22 protein-coding genes and 2 tRNA genes are annotated in these 22,017 nt (G+C 56.0%); 4 read left to right on the top strand and 20 right to left on the bottom strand.

Annotated features, from left to right (window positions below):
- Positions 1-183 precede the first annotated feature (183 nt).
- The 6 genes from AC3WOY_RS27800 to AC3WOY_RS27775 all read right to left on the bottom strand — a co-directional run bounded on the left by AC3WOY_RS27800 (position 184) and on the right by AC3WOY_RS27775 (position 8,339).
- Positions 184-1,497, bottom strand: coding sequence for a hypothetical protein (locus AC3WOY_RS27800; protein WP_492429732.1), 1,314 nt, complete (start codon positions 1,495-1,497; stop codon positions 184-186).
- 109 nt (positions 1,498-1,606) lie between these two features.
- A complete protein-coding gene (locus AC3WOY_RS27795; protein WP_492429731.1) occupies positions 1,607-2,725 on the bottom strand; it encodes an ATP-binding protein in 1,119 nt (372 codons plus the stop codon).
- Between the two features lie 8 nt (positions 2,726-2,733).
- Entirely contained in the window at positions 2,734-4,752 is a 2,019-nt protein-coding gene (locus tag AC3WOY_RS27790; protein WP_492429730.1) for a hypothetical protein, read from the bottom strand.
- Positions 4,749-5,459, bottom strand: coding sequence for a hypothetical protein (locus tag AC3WOY_RS27785; RefSeq protein ID WP_492429728.1), 711 nt, complete (start codon positions 5,457-5,459; stop codon positions 4,749-4,751). Before AC3WOY_RS27785 ends, AC3WOY_RS27790 begins: the two co-directional genes overlap by 4 nt.
- A 341-nt stretch (positions 5,460-5,800) precedes the next feature.
- A complete protein-coding gene (locus tag AC3WOY_RS27780; RefSeq protein WP_492429727.1) occupies positions 5,801-6,130 on the bottom strand; it encodes a hypothetical protein in 330 nt (109 codons plus the stop codon).
- Positions 6,131-6,783: 653 nt separating this feature from the next.
- A protein-coding gene (locus tag AC3WOY_RS27775; RefSeq protein WP_492421301.1) for an IS3 family transposase occupies positions 6,784-8,339 on the bottom strand; the annotation gives its coding sequence in 2 pieces (ribosomal slippage) (positions 6,784-7,877 and positions 7,877-8,339; 1,557 coding nt in all).
- A gap of 1,004 nt (positions 8,340-9,343) precedes the next feature.
- Between AC3WOY_RS27775 and istA the strand changes: the two genes are divergently transcribed.
- Both istA and istB read left to right on the top strand, forming a co-directional pair.
- Complete coding sequence (gene istA / locus AC3WOY_RS27770; protein ID WP_492429725.1) at positions 9,344-10,894, top strand: IS21 family transposase; 1,551 nt, start codon at positions 9,344-9,346, stop codon at positions 10,892-10,894.
- 22 nt (positions 10,895-10,916) lie between these two features.
- A complete protein-coding gene (istB, locus tag AC3WOY_RS27765) occupies positions 10,917-11,699 on the top strand; it encodes an IS21-like element helper ATPase IstB (protein ID WP_492429723.1) in 783 nt (260 codons plus the stop codon).
- A gap of 289 nt (positions 11,700-11,988) precedes the next feature.
- On the opposite strand, the gene AC3WOY_RS27760 is transcribed toward istB, so the two are convergent.
- The 13 genes from AC3WOY_RS27760 to AC3WOY_RS27700 form a co-directional block, all read right to left on the bottom strand.
- A complete protein-coding gene (locus AC3WOY_RS27760) occupies positions 11,989-12,591 on the bottom strand; it encodes a hypothetical protein (protein WP_492429722.1) in 603 nt (200 codons plus the stop codon).
- Entirely contained in the window at positions 12,588-13,085 is a 498-nt protein-coding gene (locus tag AC3WOY_RS27755) for a hypothetical protein (RefSeq protein WP_492429721.1), read from the bottom strand. Before AC3WOY_RS27755 ends, AC3WOY_RS27760 begins: the two co-directional genes overlap by 4 nt.
- Before the next feature lie 86 nt (positions 13,086-13,171).
- Complete coding sequence (locus AC3WOY_RS27750; protein WP_492429719.1) at positions 13,172-13,522, bottom strand: hypothetical protein; 351 nt, start codon at positions 13,520-13,522, stop codon at positions 13,172-13,174.
- A 400-nt stretch (positions 13,523-13,922) separates the two neighbouring features.
- Positions 13,923-14,360 carry a hypothetical protein gene (locus AC3WOY_RS27745; RefSeq protein WP_492429718.1) on the bottom strand — a complete coding sequence of 146 codons (438 nt, stop codon included), beginning with the start codon at positions 14,358-14,360 and terminating at the stop codon, positions 13,923-13,925.
- A gap of 80 nt (positions 14,361-14,440) precedes the next feature.
- Positions 14,441-16,000: a DNA cytosine methyltransferase gene (locus AC3WOY_RS27740; RefSeq protein ID WP_492429717.1), complete on the bottom strand. Its 1,560-nt coding sequence runs from the start codon at positions 15,998-16,000 to the stop codon at positions 14,441-14,443.
- 91 nt (positions 16,001-16,091) lie between these two features.
- On the bottom strand, positions 16,092-16,331 hold the full coding sequence (locus AC3WOY_RS27735) for a hypothetical protein (RefSeq protein WP_492429716.1): 240 nt from the start codon (positions 16,329-16,331) through the stop codon (positions 16,092-16,094).
- Between the two features lie 57 nt (positions 16,332-16,388).
- Entirely contained in the window at positions 16,389-16,802 is a 414-nt protein-coding gene (locus tag AC3WOY_RS27730) for a hypothetical protein (protein ID WP_492429715.1), read from the bottom strand.
- A 54-nt stretch (positions 16,803-16,856) separates the two neighbouring features.
- Entirely contained in the window at positions 16,857-17,300 is a 444-nt protein-coding gene (locus AC3WOY_RS27725) for a hypothetical protein (protein ID WP_492429714.1), read from the bottom strand.
- Between the two features lie 69 nt (positions 17,301-17,369).
- Positions 17,370-17,636, bottom strand: coding sequence for a hypothetical protein (locus tag AC3WOY_RS27720; RefSeq protein WP_492429712.1), 267 nt, complete (start codon positions 17,634-17,636; stop codon positions 17,370-17,372).
- Between the two features lie 410 nt (positions 17,637-18,046).
- Positions 18,047-18,652, bottom strand: coding sequence for a hypothetical protein (locus tag AC3WOY_RS27715; protein WP_492429711.1), 606 nt, complete (start codon positions 18,650-18,652; stop codon positions 18,047-18,049).
- A gap of 51 nt (positions 18,653-18,703) precedes the next feature.
- Positions 18,704-18,940: a hypothetical protein gene (locus AC3WOY_RS27710; protein WP_492429710.1), complete on the bottom strand. Its 237-nt coding sequence runs from the start codon at positions 18,938-18,940 to the stop codon at positions 18,704-18,706.
- A gap of 197 nt (positions 18,941-19,137) precedes the next feature.
- Complete coding sequence (locus AC3WOY_RS27705; RefSeq protein ID WP_492429709.1) at positions 19,138-20,700, bottom strand: sensor histidine kinase; 1,563 nt, start codon at positions 20,698-20,700, stop codon at positions 19,138-19,140.
- Positions 20,701-20,760: 60 nt separating this feature from the next.
- Positions 20,761-21,219, bottom strand: coding sequence for a hypothetical protein (locus AC3WOY_RS27700; RefSeq protein WP_492429708.1), 459 nt, complete (start codon positions 21,217-21,219; stop codon positions 20,761-20,763).
- Between the two features lie 165 nt (positions 21,220-21,384).
- Between AC3WOY_RS27700 and AC3WOY_RS27695 the strand changes: the two genes are divergently transcribed.
- Positions 21,385-21,471, top strand: a tRNA-Leu gene (locus AC3WOY_RS27695).
- Between the two features lie 7 nt (positions 21,472-21,478).
- Positions 21,479-21,567 (top strand) — tRNA-Leu (locus tag AC3WOY_RS27690).
- A gap of 2 nt (positions 21,568-21,569) precedes the next feature.
- Here AC3WOY_RS27690 and AC3WOY_RS27685 read toward each other — a convergent pair.
- Complete coding sequence (locus AC3WOY_RS27685; RefSeq protein ID WP_492429706.1) at positions 21,570-21,938, bottom strand: hypothetical protein; 369 nt, start codon at positions 21,936-21,938, stop codon at positions 21,570-21,572.
- Between the last annotated feature and the right edge of the window lie 79 nt (positions 21,939-22,017).

The following is a 22,017-nucleotide window of genomic DNA, read 5'->3' as shown; positions in this document are numbered from 1 at the left end:
GACATTATGCTCATAATGTCATTAATTTTGCGATGTAATCGCATGATTGCGGTACCTTAAATGTCCGCGCAACCTCTCTTCCCTACGTAAGTACAGACGGTGCGAAGGGCCTCACTCGCCTTGGCCTCCTCCACACGCGCCCCATTTTTTAATGAGTTTCGTCTGATATCACGCTGTCCTCTTCTACTCTCTCCGAATATCTTCGAACGGTTGCAACGGAAGCGGGTCTAACTTTGGAAAGAATACGGTTCCTGACACGTAACCATCATTTACTTCTATAGACCATGGAACCATCCGAGCAAGTGTCCTGAACAAAGAAACCTCTTTCTTAGCCTGCTCAACGCGCCCCCTCCGCACGATCCACAACAGAACCGCGTACGCCCCAAGAAAAAAAGCACGCCATGCAAGACGAGGCGACCTGCCATTTTTGTAGAGCATGAAAACATCCGGCTCTTCCGCTAAGCGCGTTTCCCGCGAGTCATAGCCAGTGAAGTGTTCCATTGTTCTTCGAAGCAGTGCCAATGCTGTAAGTTCTGGGATTTCACTGAAACGACTGTACTCCGATACGCACCGAATATACTTTTCCTCTATGGCCGGATAGCGACTTCCTATCCATCGCTCCAGAAGACGCAACGTCGCGAGATACGCTGAATTTGACGGGCGTGTACGGCGCTCCCAAACACGACGTGGCGAATCATAATCACGCCGGTCATTCTCATACCAACGTACTCTCCAGCGAAGCACCGTGAATTCATTGTAACGCGGGGTGGCGCAAGTGTGCGGCATCGGATTATCGAAGCAAGCAGCACTACGTAGCATTTCTTGAGGCCGGCACCAAGCATGCCATCGTATAAAACTTAATCGTTCCAAACGACATGCAGCTACCATATCGCGACCCACCCCTCGGTTGCTAGCCCATACAGCAAGGTCGGTAAATGCTCTAACATATATTTGGTCATTCTCACGACCTTCGAGATGATTTCGAAGTCTAGGGATCCCGCCACTTAACGGGCCACCACAAATAAAACAGAAATAAGGACGTTGGAACAAATCGGGACCCATTCGATATTCCGGCGTCATTTCACCGCAACATTGGCAGACATTTTGCAGCTTGCAACGGTGAATAGGGCACTGATGAAGATATTCGAATTGAAACCAGAACGAGTGATACCCGTCTTCAAGACAAATAGGACAATAATGAAAGCATCGCCGCATCCATACCTCCCGGTCGGGAACGAGCTGGGATAGGGTATTCAATTCCTGATCCATGGGAAGGCGTAGAGCAGTCCCGTTTTTCAAATGCTTTGTATCAATCCATGCAAGGTCTAAGAACGATAGTTTTTTTGAGGTCACCATTTTCGTGCTGCAGAGCGCTTTTAACTGGGGCAACGATAGCGCGTTGCGCCATGCAAACCAAAGCAATACGCTGAGCGTTGATTCATACGGCAAAGGCCGATAGCAATCTGCGGCCCAGACCGTTTTATTCTGATTTTCCATATTCGGTTGTTTATTAAACTAATTGGGTTCGCCGTGTGCTGTTAATCAGCCCGGCCTTGGGCATGAGGGCAACTCTCGCCCTCATGCGTTCTTTGCATTCCGGTTCTGTCTACACGTTGACCCGGACTTTACCTCTCGTTGCTGCTCCGCTCGACAGCCGCATTGCTTCTTCAATTTCCACTGCTTCGAGCGCTTCGCGCCACATTGCCTGGCCTGCGTGGAACGTTGGCTTGTCTATTCCCGCTCCGCTGACGAGAAATGCCCGAATTGCGGCGAAGAGTTGCCTAGCTGGGAAGATGTGACTTCTTGCATTCTTCGCAGGCGACATACTCTTTAGAACTTCAAATAAGTCCGCAGCGCAGTGCTCTAATCGGAATCCGTTCGCGTAGGCAGCTGGCATAAAGAACTGGGTCCAGGACCATCCCCTTTCTCGGGGATAGATCTGTTCATCGATTTCTCGCAGTACGGTCTTGATATCACTTAGGCTATTGAAACCGGCAAACGGGATTTTCTTGATGGCGAACCGGGATATGAGGTCGAGCCGTCCGTCCATTCGCAACCGCTCAAGCACTCCTTCAAAGTCAGGCTCCTGTGCCATAAGAATGGGTAACAGAACAACGCCTTCATGGGCCGCCTCATTCCCAAGATCTTTAAGGAAAAGAAAGTCATCTACATTCATATTTTGCGCTTCGTCGATTAGTAAAACCGCGAGACCAAGTCCGCTTTGAATTGCGCACTCGACGATTTTGTTCAACACCCGTTCGCGGAGCGGATACGTTTCCCCACGCTTTTCGGAATGTTTGACAGTTTTCAAAAAGTGCATGAAAAACGCACGAATGGATGGGACCTGCTTGTTTAGGGCGTTATGCTTCAGCAAATACAAGTGTTTGAACTCCTTGCGCAGCACAGCTTCGACAAAATCGAGTGCCTTTGACTTCCCTATTCCGCTGGTTCCACTAAAGTAGATGCCGACCTGACGAAGAAGAATAATTCTGCGAACGATCGCGATAAGATGCTCAATTGGAGGCGTCAATAATGTTGTCTCCGTCTGCGTCATGAGCGGGTGTCGCATAAACAATTTGCGCCGAGCTTCTAAGATCAGAGTGACGGTCCTGTCCGCAGTAGTTTTTGAAGCGTTTTCTTCAGCACTCTTATCAGATCTGCCGGATTCAGTGCGCCGCGGGATTGTTTGTTCGTGCGAGGCGATTTCGTTTGGGGTGGGGTCCATGGTAAGTCCTACTCAAAAAGTGTTCGAGATGAAGGAGTACGATTGAAGCCAAACGGATCGAACTGCGGCGTTGGGGGTGTGTAGGATTGCTGAACACCGTCGACCTCAATTTCGTTTTCCTCGGATATGTCTTCGGATTGATCATTCCGAACATCCTTATCGCCGTCGCCTTGGTGCCGAATTTCCCGTTTGGCGACACCTAGCGCGTCCTTTGATGGTTTGGTCTGTTTTTTTTTCGCTTTGCCATTGCGCTGGTTAAAGAGATCACTTTTTTCCTCCTCCCAAAGCGTTACACCATCAGGAACGTCTTTTTGATTTCCTTTTGCCACAGCTATGCGGTTAAAGTGAATCTGCTCACGTAGGGTGAACTTGGAGTGACGGACGCGCTTCTCGACCAGAAGCCGACCAAGATCCTCGCCAGTATCCTTAACGGTTGCATAGGCGTGCGACGGGTTCCTTCTGTCGATATAGACGATTAGCTTCTTCCCGATTAACTGGTATGCCCTTGAGAGGATCGGACTGTAGTAGCGCCAGCGATTCGCCTTAATATGCGGTCGTACGTTTTTCTTGATATTCCCGACTACCCGGCATTCGAGAACCTGTGACAGCAAGCGCATTTCCGGCTGGACTGCACGAGGTAACGGCTGAAGAAAAAAGCCAAGCTCGGGCCGCCTGAGAGCAGCCTGGAGAGCCGAAACAGGGGTTGAACTTTGCAGCCCTTCCGAAGACGATGTGTTGTGTTCCCGGACGAAGTCATGGATCAGCGCAATAAGCTCGCGCAACATGATTTTGTATTTGATTGCTTGTTCGCCTGGGTTGTCTTTCCGGGTGTCTTGCGGCCCCGATCCATGGGTCGATGGCAGCCGCTGTAACGTGCTGTTTGTGAGTGTCTTAAAGAAGCGTTCGATTTTTGGACGATGCCACCAGAAACGAGCAGGGCCAAAATTTACCGCGCAGCCGACGGTGTCGATCAAGTTATTCACCGAAATTTTTGCAGTGTTCGACCATGCATTGTCCATCTTGATGACGGCAAATCCATGGCGCGCAAATTCAGGCATCAACTGGTGCATAACCACTTTTCCGTCTGGGGTGTACTTCACCCGAAGGTCTCCAGCTTCGAATACGCCTGGACGAAGCGCGCTTTCCAAAGTTTCCAACACACAGTCCTCGGTCGGATTGACTTCTAGTGAAACGTACAACCCCAGAACCGCCATCGTCCGTTCTTCAAAAAGGACACCGATCCACCATCGCGACACCGGAATTTCGACAATGTCTCCATAATCGTTTTCCAGCATGATGATTCCGGTGGCGTCAACTTTGTGGAAGTCGAGGCTGACATAGGTGAAAGGACGGAAAACTGGCACGATTGTTTCGTGTGCTGGGTTTAACGCATTCCGCCGCGCCGATTCAATTCCAAATCGGACTGCCATTCCACTCTCAGCCAGCCGTTTAACTAAGGAATCGCAGAACTTTCGAATGGAGTTATATCCACGATGTATGGTATTAAACGGCCACTCGTTTTCACCCACCTTTTGCAACTTCAGGAGCCTCAGGAACTTGCGATGGATGTTGCGATATGAGATTCGCACTTCCTGCACTGCGGTTGATTTTGTACGCTGTCGGAACAGAAGTCTTCGAACGAATTCCTCCCTGTCCGGGTCTTGCGCAAAACACTTTGCCAGGGCTCCAGCACAGCCCCCCTTCGCTCCTATTACATGGCATTCGACGTCCGCTTCCCGCACATAGGAAGAGATCCGGAATCCGCGCGTAAGCGCCATGAACCCGTAAATGCCCTGCTCTCCTTCTACGCAGCGGCGAACGAGACGGCGAACTTCCGACTCGCTTTTTCCAGTTTTCTCACGAATGGAAATATAGCTCTCCCCGCTTGCGTAAAGTTCGACGGCAAGCTTACGTGCCAGATATTCGACCTGCTCTTCACGCGTCATGCTTTGGAGGTCTGGCTGATGCCATTTCGAGGTATCTTGATACGGGATGGGGATCAGACTTCGGTTTGTTCCTCTGCTCATGCTGGTCTCCTATAAAGAACGGTGTTTAGGCCAAACAATTCAGTTTCGAGATTGGCGATCAGCGTGCCTTTCTGCAGCAAACGTGCAGTCGCGGCGAAAATTAGTGCCGGGTCCGTATTGGGATGATCGAGAAGCGAGCCATAGGTAAATGCGTCGTGCCTCCGAAGTTGCTCCTGGATAAGCTGAGCTTCTTGCTGACATGAGAAAGCACGAGCTGCGGTCATCGCCCTGCACAACCACAGCCAGTTATCAAAGAAGAGCTCCTTGCGACGCAGATCTTTTTCAGTTTTGATGAGGTATTTCACTCCAGCGCTGCTCGCCGCCTTGGCTTGTGCTGCAAGCTGGATTTTTGCGCGGCCCGAGGGGGACGGACTGACATCCTTATTTCGCTTGAATTCCCACCATTCCGTGGTGCCGTCCGCGCGGTTAACAACGAGGTCCAGAACGGTCGTATAGATTTGCGATTCGACCTGAGCTTGGACGGGTGCCGGATAAGGGTTATAGCTGGCGACAGTTGTGTCGCCTTCCAGCAGAACGCAATGCATGAACGCCACATCGCCGGAGATGGTGAAGCGCAGGTTGTTCTTAGGCGAGTCAAAGACCCAGATGGTTGAGGGATGTCTTCCCCGTTGCCGGATTGCCGGGGTAATTGCAATGTGGCGTTCGTGCGGAAAGCACGAACCAACTTCGTCTACGTCCAGGTACATGGTGCCAACTCCATAAAATCGGCGGCACGCAGAAACACGCCGCCCGTTGGGTAGGCGCACAGCAGATAAAACGGGGACTTGACGCCAGGTCAAAGCAGACCTAGAATCAAACGCACTAAGCTGTACGAATTAGGCAACTGCGACAACAGTTGCTGAACAGAAACGGACATGCTGTTGCTGCAGCGTGTCCGTTTTTTATTTTTTCAGTTCACATAGATCCTCCCTAGCTTGAGTAAGAGCTCACGCTATTCATTCACCGGGTCACGGTTGGAATTGGCGCTTTACGCGCCGGTACGTGTCAGATGACGAGGACTCGGCATATCGCCCTGACCGTTTTTCTTTTACGTCGTCGAGTTGTTTTCTTCCGTTATCTCAAAACAATTAGCCCGAGAAGACATACGGCGAGCCTCCAAGATTAGCCGGCTAACGTCCTGCGTCAGGGCAAAACGGGCTCGCGCTGTTCCGATTTGAAAGAGTTGAAGGGATATTTTCCCTTGCGCTATAGCCCGCCGAAATGTGACTTGCGAAGCGAAGCCCAGAATCGGAGCGAGAACTTCGTCCGCAATAATCGGCCCGTATTTTTCAAACATACGTTCCTCAAAGACCTTCTCGGTACACTGAGCCGCCGAGACCGGCGACTCATGCTCCGCAGCAACGTCGATTGTCACCATTGGTCCTGAATAATCCATATTTATCCGGCTTTAATTTCATTGCTAGAAGCGAAATATTTCAGGTTTCGAGTAAAGTCTCAATGGGAACAGTAAAGTAGGCGTCGCGTTCCCATTTTTCCGATACCGCGTGGAAAACCAATGTCAATGAGACAAAAGAAAGTACGCACGACACCATTAATGCGCCTGGGGGCTCGCGTGTACTACGCGATGGTAAATTCGGCGAGCGGCAACCTAGGGGAGGGAAAGCTTGGAAAGCTCTTTCCTCCCGATTTTCAGGTTTCCGCTGTAGCCGCTCGAGCGCGCATGCCGAAACAAGTGAGGATGCAAATTGAAGGGGGTATGACACGCCAGGGTGGCGTCTCACGACCGGTTCTAGCTGTTCCCGATCTAGACCCTGAAAGGCCTCGTGATGATAGATGCAGAATCTGGCGGGGGTACAAATTGGGAACACGGTTCCCGCCCCTCGAACGCGAAAGCCCAGATCGCCCAACATTAGTCGAGCGCGTGGATAACGCGATACCAGGAACCGCCGCCTGGATAGCAACCCCTCTATGGTGGTTTACGAGCGAACGTATGTTATCGCTTCCGGGTATCACTTCACTTATTGAACGGATGCCGGTGCCGGCGTTTGTCAACGTAGTTGTCACATGACCTCAAGCTGCCTGCTTTAGCTGTTCCGCCTGACTCCGTTCCGGATTCAGCCAAACCTCATCCCGCAATTCCCAATTCCTTGTCTGCCCTGACCATCGCCTCGGATTGCTGTTTTTGGCGGCGGCATAGAGGTGCTCACGATGTCTCAGAATGGCAGTCGCTTGCCCGGCGTGACGCTGCCCCGGTGTCACGAATTTCAGGCCACTGTGCTTGTGCTCCTGGTTGTACCAGCGAACAAACTGCTGCGTCCACGCCTGCGCCTGTTCCAAACTGTCGAACGGTTTTCTCGGGTAATCGGGCCGGTATTTGCAAGTGCGGAACAGCGACTCGGCATAGGCATTGTCATTGCTCACGCGCGGTCGGCTGAACGACGCAGCCACGCCCAGATGCTCCAATGTGGCCAGCATGGTGGCGCCTTTCATCGCGCTGCCGTTATCCGAATGCAGCACCAGCGGGCGCCCGCCCAACCCTTCGGCCAGACTCGCCTTGCGCATCAGCAGCGCGGCCAGCTCGCTTGATTCCGCCACATGCACTTCATGGCCAACAATCTTGCGGCTGAACACGTCGAGCATCACGTACCAGTAAAAATACTGACCCTTTAACGCCGCCGGCAACCACGTGATGTCCCAGCTCCACACCTGGTTCGGAGCGGTCGCGCAATGACTCGTCACCACGCGCTCGGAAGGCTTCTTCGCGCGCCCTCGGTGATGCTGCTGCGATGCCTGTTTCAGCACCCGATAAAAGCTCGATTCCGACGCCAGATAGACACCACGATCAGCCAGCGTCGGCACGATCTGCGAGGGCGGCAAGCTGGCGAATTCCTCGCTGTTGGCCACCGCCAGCATCCGCTCGCGTTCAGACTCGCTGAGCTTGTGCGCAGGCGCCGGCCGGACGTTCGTCGTGCGACCATCGGCGCCAATTACCTCATCCCCTTCGCGCACCCAGCGAAAGAACGTGCGCACACTCAATTCCAGTTCGGCACAGGCACAATGCAAGCGGCAGCCAGCCTCTTGCGCTTCACGGATCAACGCAACACATAAACGGCGATCTGGGGCGCTGATCAGTCTTCCTCTTTGTCCCCCCAGATCGCCTGGGCTTTTTTTCGCAGAACCAGCAGCGCCGCCGCTTCGGCCAACGCTTTCTCCTTGCGATGCAATTCCTTCTCCAATTGCCGGATGCGCTTCTTGTCTTCCTTCGACTGCTCGCGCTGGCTGCGCGCCTGCTCGCCCGCATTCGCATTGGCGGCCCGACATGCCTCGCGCCACGCCGCAATCTGTTCCACGTACAGACCTTTGCGCCGGCAATACTCGGCCAGCTCCGCTTCATTGAGCGCGGCCGTCTCCAGCACCACCGCAAACTTGTCTTCCGAGGACCATCCCTCGGGATTCTTCCCATCTCCCGGCACCGGCATTCCCTGTTTCTTCAATTGACGCCGCCAAGTATAGAGCGTCTGTTCAGTGATACCAGTCTCCTTGGCCAGTTCCGATACCGCCTTGTTCTCCGGAGGCATCATCCGTCGCAACACCGCTTCTTTCCGTTCCGCTGAATATGCCTTCACTTCGACTCTTTAACCGCCCCCGATAAGATTTACTTCCATCAGGTGACGCGACAACTAGTCTGACACCGGGGGGTGCCCTACCAAGATGAGCTAGTCGCTCGCTCCACCGGTCCAATCGAAATTTCTTTACGACGAATTTCTCGGGAGACCGTCAAGGAGTTCGCTATTTCGGGTGGCCCTTGGGGATTAGGGGCTATTGCGTGCGCAGTACGAATCGCACAAATTACTGGCGCAGCCCCGATTCAGCGCTACGCATCCATTCATCTTTTGAACACACTTCGCGCGTGGAAAGACCATTCCGCTCTGAAATCAAGTTACGCCGAGGTGTACAAAATAATTGAAGATGACATCAATACGGCCCCGTATAACCTACCAGGCAGCGGGAGTCTCTTCGCACCTATTTCGATAAATGAAGTTGACGCAGCCTCTCACGAGATTTCCGAGGAATGCGACGCGCGACGCAAGCAACGTAAGCAATTAAATGAGGAAATCGAGGATGCGCTAAACCAGGCATTCAGTAAGGCTGCCAATGCACAATCGTCGTCCTAGCTATCATCACCTTTCTGTAGCTAGCACATTAACAAGCGAGCTGCGCCGGCATTGCTCTGCCGTGCTGTAAAAGATAACGCCATGAACAAGTGCCGATGAGGCCAGTGACTAAACTCGGTCCTTTGCTCGAATAATGCTGCATTTGCGACCTCCCCTGCCGAGTATGCTGAACGCTTGGTCTGTCGCGGCATCGTTGCTCAAGTGTTTTTCGAGTTTAAGCCCTCGACTACGCTAGCTGTCCTTGTCGGCTTATCTTTAGTTATTGAATTTTGCCGATGCCTTATCGGCATGCAATTAGCCCCGTTGGCCGGTCAAAATCCCCCACTTCTGGCCACCCCAAAATCCCCCACCTGAGGCCCGCGTAACGGCACTGTAGAGTGCCGCTTCCGGCGCCCGGGAGGCATCCCGCTGGCAGGACGTAACCTTCCCCCTCCGCATGTCGAGGGGAATCCGGAGTGAACGTCTTGAAGCCACATCTGCAAACCACCGTGACCACGCTGCTGGCGGCCGGCAAGAGCCAGCGCGAGATCGAACGCCTTACCGGTATCGATCGCAAGACCATCCGTCGCCTGGCCCAGCGCCTAGCGGCTCAGCCGGCAAATTCCCCCGGGGTGGCCACCGGGCCGGCAGCGCAAATTCCCCCACCCCGGCCACCGGGGCAGGCCATGCCGTCGGCCTGCGAGCCGTTCCGCGCGTTCATCGAATCCCAGCTGCGCCTGCGCCGCAACTACACCGCGATCTACCAGGACCTGGTCGACCAGTTCGGTTTTACCGGCGGCTACAACAGCGTCAAGCGTTTCGCCGGCAAGATCGTGCAGCACGAACCGGAGCAATTCGACCGGCTCGAGTTCGCCCCCGGCGAAGAAGCCCAGGTCGATTACGGCGAAGGCGCGCTCACGCGCGTGCCCGGCAGCGACCGCTACCGCCGTCCGCGCCTGTTCGTCATGACGCTGCGCTATTCGCGGCGCTGCTTCCGGCGGGTGGTCTGGAACTCCAGCAAGGAGACATGGGCGCAATTGCACGAGCAGGCCTGGCGCTACTTCGGCGGTGCCGCCAGTTACGTCGTGCTCGACAACCTCAAGGAGGGCGTCATCAAGCCCGACCTGTACGAGCCGGAATTGAACCCCGTCTACAGCGCGGTGCTGGCCCATTACGGCGTGGTCGCCGACCCGGCGCGCGTGCGCGACCCGAACCGCAAGGGCAGCGTGGAGAACGCCATCCAGCACACGCAGAACACCGCACTCAAGGGAAGGCGCTTCGAATCGATCGAGGAGCAGAATGCCTTCCTCGAACACTGGGAAACGCGCTGGGCCGCGCAGCGCGTGCACGGTGCTACCCGGCGTCAGGTGGAAGCCATGTTCCAGGAGGAACGCGCGCACCTCAAGCCGCTGCCGCTGTCTGGCTTCGCGTACTTTACCGAGTGCGAACGCACCGTCGACGACGCCACCTGCGTGCGCATCGACCACAGCAGCTATGCAGCGCGTCCGGCGGCCATCGGCAGCCGCGTGCTGGTACGCGTGTTCGAGCGCCACATCGAGATCCGCGACCGCACCACGCAAGACCTGCTGCGCACACACCCACGCGCGCAACGCCCCGGCAGCGTGCTGCTGCCGGAGGAGGAGCGGCCGTACAACCCGTCGCGCGAGACGAAGAGCATCCTGGCGCAGGCCGAACAAATCGGGCCGGCCACGCTCGCGTTGTGCCGGCAATGGTTCGAGCGCGACGGCCGCGTCGGCCACCGCCGTTTGCGCGGCGTGGTCGGCCTGGCCCGGCGCTACCCGCGCCGCCTCATCGAGCAGGCGTGCGAACAGGCGCTGCGCGATGGTGTACAGCACTACAAGTCGATCCAGGCCCTGACCGAGCGCCTCCTGCAGCAGGCGCTGACCGCCCTCGACGCGCCAATCCAGCACGAACTGGACCTGACCCAGCAGCATCCCCTGATCCGGGACGGCGACGAGTACGCCGACCTGTTCACCCTCGGCGCGCAGGCTGCCGCCACCCTTTAACCCACCAAGGAGAATCATCACGATGAGCATGACCATGAACGAAATCGAGCGTGCCTTGCGCGCGCTGCGCCTGTCCGGCATCCGCGCCACGCTGGAAACGCGCATCCTGCAGGCCCAGGCCACACAGGAGCCCTTCCTGGAGACCTTCTCGCTGATCCTGCAGGATGAACTGGACCGGCGCCGCTCACGCCTGATGGAACGGCGCTACCAGCAAAGCGGGCTGGACGAGCGTCTGACGCTGGCCGACTTCGACTGGCGCTTCAACCCCAAGCTGCCGCGCGCGGCATGCTTCGAGCTGCACACCCTGAAGTTCATCGCCGAAGGGCAGAACGCCCTGATCGTCGGCAAGCCCGGCACCGGCAAGAGCCATGTCGCCAAGGCCGTCGCCTACCAGGCCACGCTGGCCGGTCATGCGGTGCGTTACCTGGAAGCCGACAGCGCCTTCGCGCAGTACGGCATGGGCAACGAGGCCGAGCAGCGGCAGCAGATGCGCGCGCTGGTTGAGGCAGACCTGCTGGTGCTCGACGATCTGTTCCTGGCGCGCCGCATCGGCGAGACCGCGGGTGAACTGCTGCAAGCGCTGGTGCATCAGCGCTACAAGCTCAAGCGCAGCATCGTCGTCACTTCCAACCGGGTAGTGCAGGACTGGGGGAAATACCTGGGCGACATGACTATGGCGACCACGATCCTGGACCGGCTCATGCACCGCGCGCATCTGCTGGAGTTCGAGGGACGCAGCTACCGGCTGAAGGAGGCAGCAAACCGCCTGACGCAGTCGACGGCAACCGAGACAAAGGCTGGCTGACCAACACAGACCATCATCGGCAACCGGACAAATTCGTCAATGCGTCGCCGATTGCCCTACAATCCGCATGTCCTGCCCTGGGGGAGTTTGACCCGGCCAAAGGTGGGGGAATTTAACCTGGCCAACGGGGATTAGTTCTTTCCGCTTTGTCGACATGCTTTCCAGTTCTCCCGAAAGAGAAGGGATTTTATGTTGGCATAAAGCACGCTCGGTTATAAATCAATGAGTTACGTGCGCTTTTGCCGTCATGCTTTTACTTCAGAGCACTACTGACCTCTCCCACATACTTTTACTTTCTTCCCGCTTTCGCAGAGCCCGAAGCGTGCTTAAGCGTGACGCGGGACAATAAACGCCGGAGTATCAACTTCGACCAAAGCATATCGAAGTGATCCTTGCACTGCATGCCAGCGCACAGTATAGTTGCCGTGGATCTCGACTGCAGCAATCTCTTTGCCTGTCGGCTTAGCCACCTCGCCATGCAGCGGGACGGCTCCCCTGAAGTAACGGTAGATTCCCTCCGCCTTACCTTGATAAAACACCGGGCTTGCGTAAAGCCGGCACCGTACAACTCCTCGGCGAACGCCACGTCATTGCAGAACTTGAAGATTTGCTCCGGATATTGGCCGTTACGGGGAAATTTAAGTTCGATGGCGCCGATCAAGTCCTTGCGGTCCGCTGTAAAAATAGAGATGTCCACCTCCTTCTTTGTGAACAGTTCCTTGTCGAGTCCGAAGTACCCGACGTTGCGTTCAAACTGGACTTTGTACTGAGGTAGCCGTTCCCGAAGGAACAGGCCCAACTCAAGCTGCAGGCTGATTTCGTTATAGATTTCAGCCTGGCCGCGGCTCAGCAGCGACACGAACTCATGGACAAGGTGCGCAAGGCCGTTCATTTCAAGCGCCCCTCATCCTCCGCAATGCGCTTAAGCGCTGCGTCCCTTGCCTTGATATCTGGCACCCATTGAATATTTACTCGGGTATCCGTGTAGCGTGCCCAAATATCGTGGATTTCCCTGTCGTTGTCATACGCGTTAGGCGGGAGCTTATCTTCCCATCCCGCGGCTCGTAATCTCTGTCCTTCGGTCGCCTTCACGACCCAGCACAGATACGAGTACTGATCGAGATAACGCTCAACCTCAGAGCTATTGATTCCTTTGCCAGTATCGGCCCATTGCATGAACGTGCGGACGATAAAGATCACTGGCACTACGTGTTCCAGCGTACGCTTTCCCTCATTGTTCAAAACGCCGGTCGATACATATCGGTGACAGCTGAAGAGGTCGCCGTAGACACGCATCAGGTGACTCACGGCAAGTGTGCACTCGTTCGAGTTGCACACTGTCTTGCCGGCCGCATACTCGCGTAGCACAGCAACGATCAAATTCAACAGCCCCTGCTTGCGCAGCGTTCTCCGCTTTCCCATCCCTACCCTTCTCGTAAAGTAGCGCTTTCGCTGCTCGCCAACGATGACTTTTAGTCCAATAAACGCGACGCCACCTTGGATACAGTGGCCACATTCCGTTCGCCCTCGCGGCCGACGTTCTTCCGGAAAACGGTTTTCCAGCACGCCAGCAGAACGCAGGCTACCAGGATTGCGATCCCGGCCCACTCCGCCGGATTGATGAAACGCCTAATGAAAATATCATCGAAGAATTTCCCGATGATCGAAGCATAAGGGCCGGTCATCTTCGACTTGCTGGCGCCCGCCCACGCGGCAAGCGCCCACGGAACGAAGAAGTAGAAGAAGACGAACCCGAGCACCCCGACGGCGAGCGTGCCCTTTGGGCCGTAGGTATTCGCAAGTCGCACTGAATCGCCGACCACGGCGCCATACCCATTCTTTGACCGCCGTTTTGTGGGATACCGCTTTCTATAACCCATTGCGTTCCTTTCTTGTTGTCCTCGGCTGGATCTGCCCCGCCCTACTCATAAAGTTGGTTAAAAGCTATCGCTGGTACTAAAGCTACCACCGCCGCTGGAAGACGAACTGCTCCAACTGCTGGATGAGTTGCTGCTTGACCGGGAATACGTGGATTCCTCCTCCACTTCGCGCCGATGTTGCTCGACGTGCCGTGTCCCTGAACTCGTCCACGAGTGCCGCGTATGTACAGCGAAGGTATAGTGCCACAGCGCATCTGTAGATCAAATTACGAAACTTGTTTTGAGAAAGGCTTTTCTCATAAAAAAAGCCCGGCACAAAGGCCGGGCTTATTTGAAAGGGATCTCAGTTGTAGCGGATATCTACAGCTTCATCCTTTGGCTTGAGAGGGTAGACCGCAATCGCATGGTCACCGTCGCCTTCGCCGTTGTGGGTAATCAGCATCCGCGGCTCGCCCTTGTCGGTCAGACCGACGAGGACATCACCGACGCAGCCGAGTTCCGGGTGCAGCACGCTGATACGGACCTCCTCGTAACTCCCAGGATCACCGGTGCGAGAGGCCTCGGCCAGGTAGCCGCCGGGATTACTCCCGGTGTGCATAAGCGAAAACGCTTCGATCTTGCGAACGCCGCCTGCCGCTGCATTGAGCAGCGAGCAGACTTTGTCAGCCGTTGCCTGCTTGGGGAAGAACCCCAAGCGTGCTTTACCACGCGCATCCGTAACGGCGAACTCGAACTTGCCACGTTCGTACTCAGGGAATTGAAGAGGAATGACTTTGTACATAGTTGACTCCGTAATAGGAATGCGCGGAGCCCTATCCCAACATCGGGGAAAGAGCCCCGCGCGGGGTTGAAATGATGTGATTACGCGAACTGGAACAGATCGGGCTGAGAAGACTCGGCCGCGACTTGCACGCCTTCGCGCATTTGACGGACATACTCACCCAGGGCGGAACAGCCTTTGCGCAGTTCCGTTCCCAACACGCGCGCCAGTTCGACCCAGCACTTCTTTGCCGTGCCGTTGCCAAGTGCGGTATGTGCATGGGTTGTCGTCGTCAGGGAATTGATGATCGATTTGTCGTGACCTTTCAAAGCCGCATGCTCTTCAGGGAGAGGCAAGCGACTCTTGGTGGGGTCAGTCGGGTGCTTAAACTTCGCATCCTCCGGCCGCATTTTCCAGCACGCTGCCGATATGGATGGCGTGATGTTGTCACTGTCATCGACAATGCGGTTTCTCCACCCCTTGGCAATTTTTGCTTCGGAATTGAGATGCGCGCCTTTCAGGTACTCACCTTCATCGACCATGGTCTCCGGCAATCGCACGTCGCCTACTGTCAGCTTTGACGGCCCGGTTTTCACCATGCCATCAAACCGCAACTCCACGCCCGTCGGATACGCAAGAAGTGCCATGCGAACACGACGCTCGATGTCTCCGTAATCATTGGAGTTGATGCCCAGGTACTGGCCATCCTCACCACGATCACCGATCAACATCGTCTGATACCCCTGCTCTTTCAGTACCCGATCGATCATGGATAAAGAAATCGACGTCGAGTAACTCAAAACGTTCTCGATAAGTATGAGCGGCGGAAAGTCCAACTGCTGTAATGCCATGATGGCATTAAGCACTTGATGACCTGCTTCTTCATGAGTCTCCGGAAGAGACCGTGTTGCTATGTTGAGCTTGGACGCACCACGGCATGGGATGCCGAGGGCGATCATGTCCAGGCCGGACATGCGCATCCCCGAAGCGATGAACTGCTCAATCCCGCCGGTGAAGGTTCGCGTATGCGGAACCCCAGCCGGGTTATCGTTCAATAGGCAGTCCACAGCCACGTCCCATGAGTCATTCGCAAAGACCAGTTCGGAGGTGAGTCCAGCCTTCTTGAAACCATCGTGGAGTGCAGCGTCTAGCGTTGCAATACCAGCGTACAGTGCTGCCGTGCGCAACGTACCGCTTTCGACGGCCTTTGCCAGCTTTTCCGCACGCTCCAGCCCGCGGGTGACGGTCGGCAAATGCAGGAAAACGATTCGCCCATCCAGATACAGGGCCAGCACGCGTTCCTCCCCGGCGAACTTCTCGTGAATCTGCGACGAGCGCAGGTCGAGTCGTTCGCCAACGGTGGAAGTACCGTCTCGCTTGGGGAAGGTTTTCGGAGCAATGACGTTGGTGCCATTGTTGTCCTTGACCAACTCCACCATGCCGGGGCGGTAATTCACAGAAAAACGCGTTCCAACGGGGAAACCAGCCTGCTTCAACTTCCGGGTGTTCTCGATGTTGATGCGGGAACGGATACTGCTGCTCCCGTGGCGGACGTTCTGGATCGTGACGACGGCCTGGTGGAAAGCGGCTCCAGCCAGGCGTGTCATGGTTTGAAGAAGTGAGGCACCGGATGCGCCTTGATTCATAGACATTGCTGTCATGCTTGACTCCCAATGAAATGGAAAATTGAGAGGAAGCACGCCCTTGAGGGCGTACTTCACCCTCGGGCGATGAAAAAAGGAAGAACCGGATTTACGCCGGATCGGTCACGCGCGACTCAGGTACCCAAACCCACGCCATCACGTAGTTGCCGCCATTGCTGTCGGAAACAATCGTCTTGTCGTCGATCTCGATCTTGCCCTCCTCCGCATACATCTCCTCCGCGGCGATTGCGTACGGATGGGAATCCGATGCAGTGCCAAAGTGGTTGATGCAGTCAGAGAAGGTAAGTCCTTGGTCGGCCAATGCCTTCAGTTGTTCTTCGAATGCCATTTCATACTCCTGTTGATGATAGAAACCGCTTGCGCGGCGATTGAAATACCGTTGCGATCACGCATTACGCATCCACCTGGCGGCGGAAGCATGTGCGCGTGCGGCGGCGTGATGGTGCGTGGACGCATGGGCCAGATAACGCAGGCGATCCTTGTGCTCGTCCGAAAATTCCTCACACGCGATCCCGCTGATGCGGTAGTCCGTGATACGGTATTTCCGTCCGAACGCCTGAAGCGCCGCAACATCCAGCAATTCACTCCACTCGTTCTGCATCTGCTCGCCCAGTTCGGCGTGCTGCTCGGCCAAAGCCTTGTGGTCACCCTTGGTCCAGCTGGGATTGAGGCGCTTGAGCACCCTGCCCCCGTCCGTATCAGTGGTGGCCATCAGCACGTTCACCCTGCAGTTGTAACCCCGCAGTTTGACGCGTTCGTTATATGCCGGATGATCCAGCAACGACTGACCGTTTTTCATTTGCACTCCTTGAGAAAAGAAGCCGCTTGCGCGGCGTGAGATTGAGAACGTTTGTTACGCTGCGTCGATCTGGGCAAGCACACCTTCGACATGCTCGGGATTGATGCCCGACTGCCCGATTTCAGCCGTCTCGTCACACAAGAACTGGTGCACGTAGACGTTGTCGCCGTAGATCTCTTTCACAGCGTCGGAATCGCAGTCTTCCGTATCGGCGTCGAGCACGATGACACGCATCGGCACAGACGTACGAACGCAACTGACCACGGATCCTTCGATGTCCACCACTGCGACCGGCAAGACTGCGCCGGTATTCAGTTCGACGACCAGGTTATCGATATCGCCTTCATCCAGAGACTGCACCTCGTCACCGTTGGTGGCGATCTCGTGAATATCGTCGGATCGATTAAACGGGTCACCCATGCCTTGCTGCTGGTAGTACCGCAACGCGGCGATGATGGTGGCGTGAGACTCGGCGTCGAGCGCATACAACTGTTTCATGAGAACTCCTTGAGAGAAGAAACCGCTTGCGCGGCAATTGAAAGTGGACACTGCGGTGAAACGGAGCTTCTACTGGTTCGGGGCGATCTTCAACTCCACCGCAAATGCGGAAATGGAAGTCTCGGTACGCTCGAACGACTTGCCGCGATCCAAGACGATCGGAGGCGTCAAGTCGATGTAGCAGCGGCGTCCAGCCGGCTGCCCATGCATCACGGGAGGCCAGTTGTCATCGATCTCCCGCACGGCGCCCTCGAAAGGAACGCCGCAGTAGGTGCCGGTGACGACTGTGCCTGGCTCGATCTGCTGGGAAGTGGCTTGTGCTGACTGATTGTTCATGTACTGCTCCTTCGGTGAGAGGCGCGAAGCAGCAGCCCGTACGGGATGTGCCCCGCTAGGGTTGAGAGAAAGACCCGGACAAGCCGGTATTGCGAGAGGCGTAGCAGGGCTACGCTATTTCCGCCCAAGGGCGACGCACGCGACGTGCGATGTGCCGACAAACAGCACAGAAAAACCGATCACCGTTACAGCGACTGCCGCAATGGAAATGGGTTTCAACGCCGTGACGCGAAAATGGATGGGAAACGAAAACACCAGCCGGGGGCTGGTAATGAAGAAAAGCTTGCAGGAGCGCCGGGGTCGGCTAATTGATCATGCTTGTAACGCCTAGCTTGCGGGTGCATGCACACCAGCCACGAAGCGTAGCACACCCCCCGGCCGGCGGCAATGCCGCCAGGAGGGAGGAGGCATTACGACGGGCGCTGGGTCGGATCGACGTTGCTGAGGAACGCCTTCACCGCTCCCGCGATGTCCTCAATGAAGGCATCGCCGTCGTTGAACGGCATGTTGAGCGAAAGGTGAAGTTTGCGCACCTCCGCGAGCGCCGTCTGCGCGACAGCGCGCAGCTGAGGCGTGTCGAAGGTCACGCGGATCCGTTTGCCGCTGTCCTTGGCGAAGTCGACGATCCGAATGATCGAAGCGAACCAGACGAAGTACGAATCCGGCTTGAGGACATGGAGAAACCACGGACAATTCGTCGCGACAGCCTCCAGAAAGCTGCGCACCTCGGGGACCATGAAGATCTCACGGGGATCATCGTCATAGCCGTCAAACGCAACGACAACGCTCTGCGCCTTCTTCGCCGCCATCTCAGGCGTCGCGACCAGGCTGTGCAGCAGCTCAATCAGTGATTGGGGCGCGCTGTTCTCGACCTGGGCGCGAGGGATGGTGAGGTATTCGATATCGCGGCCGTTGGTCGAGATGATCGATTTACGGGCAATCTTGCAAAACTCCGCGGATTTCTGAGCTGCGGCAATACGTTCTTCGAGGGTGCCACGCTGCTTCGCTTGACCCATGGGTGCTCCTGGACTAGTTGAAGATGTGGAAAGTGTCGCTATCGGCCCGGCTCAATGCAAATTCCCTTCACCGGCCTCCCCGTCGAGCGTGCCGGGATGGTTCAGGCGACAATCGCCGTCCGCATCGATGTCCGCGTTCTCCCTGCGGCAGAGCTCGTAACGGGAACAGCGAACAGGTGTGCACGAGCCGTCGAGTCCGTCCGGGGGCGTGAAACGGGTCCACATCGGGCGCACCATCGCGCCCGGTACCGGACAAAACACTTCACGTCGCTCGGCTTTCCTGCTCATGTGCGGCCCACCCCACTTTATACGTATAAAGTGTCTCAAACTTCCTTGACTTAGACATTACGCCATCACCCCTCCGGCACCGCCTCAAACAGCTTCACGACCTCGCAATCAACAGGCGAAATGGCAGATACTCCTGGCTCAGAACCAGGCGCCGAAAGGCAATGGGAGTTCAACTCTCGCCGAGCGAACCAGATTGCTTAGCTTTCCACTGGTTGAGCTACTAAGGCGGGTGCCCCGACGATCGCGAGCGAGACAGGCATCCAAAAATGAATAGAGGTGCCCTCGCCCGGCGCCGACTCGATCGACATTGCGCCGTTTACTCCAAGCACGCGTTCCCGCATGCCGATCAAACCTATACCTGAGGACGTGGTATCGGCGTCAAACCCCTTGCCGTTGTCAACAATGGAAACGTAGAGAGTCCGATTCTCCTCAATAGCATTGAGCTGAACCGTCACCATTGTCGCTTCTGCATGCTTGAAAATGTTGGACAGCGCCTCCTGCACGAGGCGGTAAACCGTAATGGCGACACCGGTATCGACCTGCGAAAAGTCACCGGTCGCGTCGTAGGAGAATGAAGTTCGTTCGTTCAGCGAATCGTAGTGCCGAATAACCTCTTCGACAGCGTCACGAAGCCCCATCGTATCAATAATTTCCGGGCGCAAGCGCTTCACGATCCGACGCGCAAGGGTATATAGATCCGACGTAGTGGCGAGAACCGAACGGGCGGTGTCCTGAATCTTCCCCGTGAGTTCGCCGCCTTGGAGCCTGTCAGACAGGGTGACGATACGCTGTATGTGCAGACGCATGCCGATCAACTCGGCGTTTAGATGATCATGAATCTCGACGGCGATGCTCTTCCGCTCCTCCTCGATCGCGTTATTGACTGTCTGAATCAGCTTTCGCCGTTCTTCATTCGACTTGACCGCCTCATCGCGTGCGTGCTCCAGCGCGAGGGTACGTTCGACAACCTTCCTCTCCAAGTCTCCCTCGCGCTGCTCCAGCGCATCCATCATCTTGTTGAAGACCAAAGCCATTTCCCTGAGGTCTCGCGGCCCGGACGGGGTTGAGCGAACACCGGACTGCCCGCGCCTGGCGTCGAGCATCGCTTGCCCCAGATTGTTCAGCGGCTTGATTAGTTGACGAGTCAGCAAACTCACCAGGAAGAGAACGATGGCCGCCACCACTACCATCACGAGCCCGCTGCCGAGCAGAAGCGCCCACGTCAGTGTTTGCATTGAGCGCTTGCTCACGTCGATGTAGATATACCCGAGCGTCGACGCGACTGGAACGTTGACGTCAAATGGCGAATCTTTACGTTCATTGATTACTGGGGTACCAAACCGCCACGCTTCCGCAGTTTCACCCGTGAGCTTCGTTCGCCGGATCGGCTCCTTTTGGAGCGGTATCTCGATCGACTCCGTTCCCTTACGCTCCTGGGCGTGAATCAGATTGAATTTGTCGTCCGTGAAAAGGATGCGTTGGACATCCGGATAGTTCAGAGCGATTTCACTAATTCGCTGGGCATTTTCGGGTGACGCGAATAGAAACACCAGTTGGCTTTGGCTGGCGAGGTTTTCAACCGCATGCTCACCCTGGCTGACGAAAAACTCTCGCAGACGCGACTGAACCTGCAAGGAGATGACCAGTGACGAGAGCAACGCCACACAACAAATGGCCGTACTCACTAGGACAATGATCTGGAACCGAAAGCCAGTTCGACTCAGGTATTCCCGCAAGGCGGAGCGCAATATTCGGATCAAGCTATGAATCCCTTTTTCTACCCCGACTCGAACCCGGCCCGGTTGATGTGGTAATGCATTTTATCGCTCAAGGGCCAAGCACTCGCTTTCAGGTGCCACAAAAAAGTACGGCACACCGTCAAACGTCACCTGCTGGCAGGACTGGAGGAGATCACGCGCCGCTTCATGCCAGTTGATATGCCTCGCGGGCCAGTTTGTCTTCGGATCGACCAAGCCATGTTCCTTAGCAAATTGCTCAGCATATTGGGACACATAGGTGGTGCGCACCAAGCATCCCAGCCGCCAGTTTCCCAGTTGGGCTCTTTCGGCTTGCGCCGCAACGTCGGCAAGCGCGCGGAACTCATCCATCATTTCCCCGGCGGGGTGCCGCGTATTACTGCCCACCACGGTAGATCTGACGAGCGGCCAGTCCCCTGCGATGACATGGACGTTTTGCGCCTTCATGGCCGCTTTGAGATCGGCTAGCCGACACACGATCGCATCGCAGTAGATTACGTCGGAGTGGTTGGAGATGGTCATAGCCGATATAGTCGGAGGTCCAAAATACAAGATTATGCGGCAGTGAATTGCCGCAATCCTTGACCTAGATTCCGGTTCTTGGCCGCGTCAGCAGCAGAAACGCGACAAACATTGACACTGTTACAACGTCGCCGCCGAACTGGGCATTGAAGCGCGAAGTTACGACGGCAAGGTTGGAATTGGTAGGTATGCCAGTCTCAAAAACTGGTGCTCGAAAGAGCGTGCGGGATCGAGGCCCCGTCTTGCCGACCACTTTAAGCGGAGAGTGGCGCAATCGGTAGACGCCCGTGGCTTAAACCCAATGAGAGCTGCAATGCTATGCCGGTTTGACCCCGGCCTCTCCGACCAAATCAGAAAAGCGCAGCCTGCATCTCGTCGACCGGGACAATCTGAGCGATTTCCAATGGGAGAGCGTCCAAGTCTTGAGACATGACGTGAAGGCGGTCCAGCACCGCGCTGGCCGCGGCGAGGCCCGGATCGGCAAGCACCCATCCGAACGACTCTGCAGCAGCGCCCTTCTTCGCCCGTTCGTATGCCTCGCGTTTGCGAGAAGCGACCAGAAGCACTGCCGCCTCTGCATCGGCCGTTGCCTGCGCATTGCCCACCAACTCCTTGAAGCGCGTCTTGTTGCTCTCCATCGCATCACGCAGTTGTGCGCGAGCCCATGCGGCTTGTTCGGGTGCAATGGGAGTCGTACTGGGGAATGTGAACACGGCCATGAGGTGACGGGCGCCTTTCGGGTATAGGGTCAGTAATGTCGATTGTAGGAGAGCTGGCCGCAAAAGCGAATTTATTCCC

The sequence above is a fragment of the Noviherbaspirillum sp. FW303-A3 genome, assembly GCF_058788695.1.
The sequence above is the reverse complement of the archived record's forward strand: the minus strand, read 5'-3'. Positions and strand labels throughout refer to the sequence as shown.

Bases quoted from the DNA above. Each gene is read 5' to 3' on its own strand.
- AC3WOY_RS27800 (WP_492429732.1), bottom strand. From the start codon at position 1,497: ATGGAAAATCAGAATAAAACGGTCTGGGCCGCAGATTGCTATCGGCCT.
- AC3WOY_RS27795 (WP_492429731.1), bottom strand. From the start codon at position 2,725: ATGGACCCCACCCCAAACGAAATCGCCTCGCACGAACAAACAATCCCG.
- AC3WOY_RS27790 (WP_492429730.1), bottom strand. From the start codon at position 4,752: ATGAGCAGAGGAACAAACCGAAGTCTGATCCCCATCCCGTATCAAGAT.
- AC3WOY_RS27785 (WP_492429728.1), bottom strand. From the start codon at position 5,459: ATGTACCTGGACGTAGACGAAGTTGGTTCGTGCTTTCCGCACGAACGC.
- AC3WOY_RS27780 (WP_492429727.1), bottom strand. From the start codon at position 6,130: ATGGTGACAATCGACGTTGCTGCGGAGCATGAGTCGCCGGTCTCGGCG.
- istB (WP_492429723.1), top strand. From the start codon at position 10,917: ATGAGCATGACCATGAACGAAATCGAGCGTGCCTTGCGCGCGCTGCGC.
- AC3WOY_RS27760 (WP_492429722.1), bottom strand. From the start codon at position 12,591: ATGAACGGCCTTGCGCACCTTGTCCATGAGTTCGTGTCGCTGCTGAGC.
- AC3WOY_RS27745 (WP_492429718.1), bottom strand. From the start codon at position 14,360: ATGTACAAAGTCATTCCTCTTCAATTCCCTGAGTACGAACGTGGCAAG.
- AC3WOY_RS27740 (WP_492429717.1), bottom strand. From the start codon at position 16,000: ATGACAGCAATGTCTATGAATCAAGGCGCATCCGGTGCCTCACTTCTT.
- AC3WOY_RS27735 (WP_492429716.1), bottom strand. From the start codon at position 16,331: ATGGCATTCGAAGAACAACTGAAGGCATTGGCCGACCAAGGACTTACC.
- AC3WOY_RS27730 (WP_492429715.1), bottom strand. From the start codon at position 16,802: ATGAAAAACGGTCAGTCGTTGCTGGATCATCCGGCATATAACGAACGC.
- AC3WOY_RS27725 (WP_492429714.1), bottom strand. From the start codon at position 17,300: ATGAAACAGTTGTATGCGCTCGACGCCGAGTCTCACGCCACCATCATC.
- AC3WOY_RS27720 (WP_492429712.1), bottom strand. From the start codon at position 17,636: ATGAACAATCAGTCAGCACAAGCCACTTCCCAGCAGATCGAGCCAGGC.
- AC3WOY_RS27715 (WP_492429711.1), bottom strand. From the start codon at position 18,652: ATGGGTCAAGCGAAGCAGCGTGGCACCCTCGAAGAACGTATTGCCGCA.
- AC3WOY_RS27710 (WP_492429710.1), bottom strand. From the start codon at position 18,940: ATGAGCAGGAAAGCCGAGCGACGTGAAGTGTTTTGTCCGGTACCGGGC.
- AC3WOY_RS27700 (WP_492429708.1), bottom strand. From the start codon at position 21,219: ATGACCATCTCCAACCACTCCGACGTAATCTACTGCGATGCGATCGTG.
- AC3WOY_RS27685 (WP_492429706.1), bottom strand. From the start codon at position 21,938: ATGGCCGTGTTCACATTCCCCAGTACGACTCCCATTGCACCCGAACAA.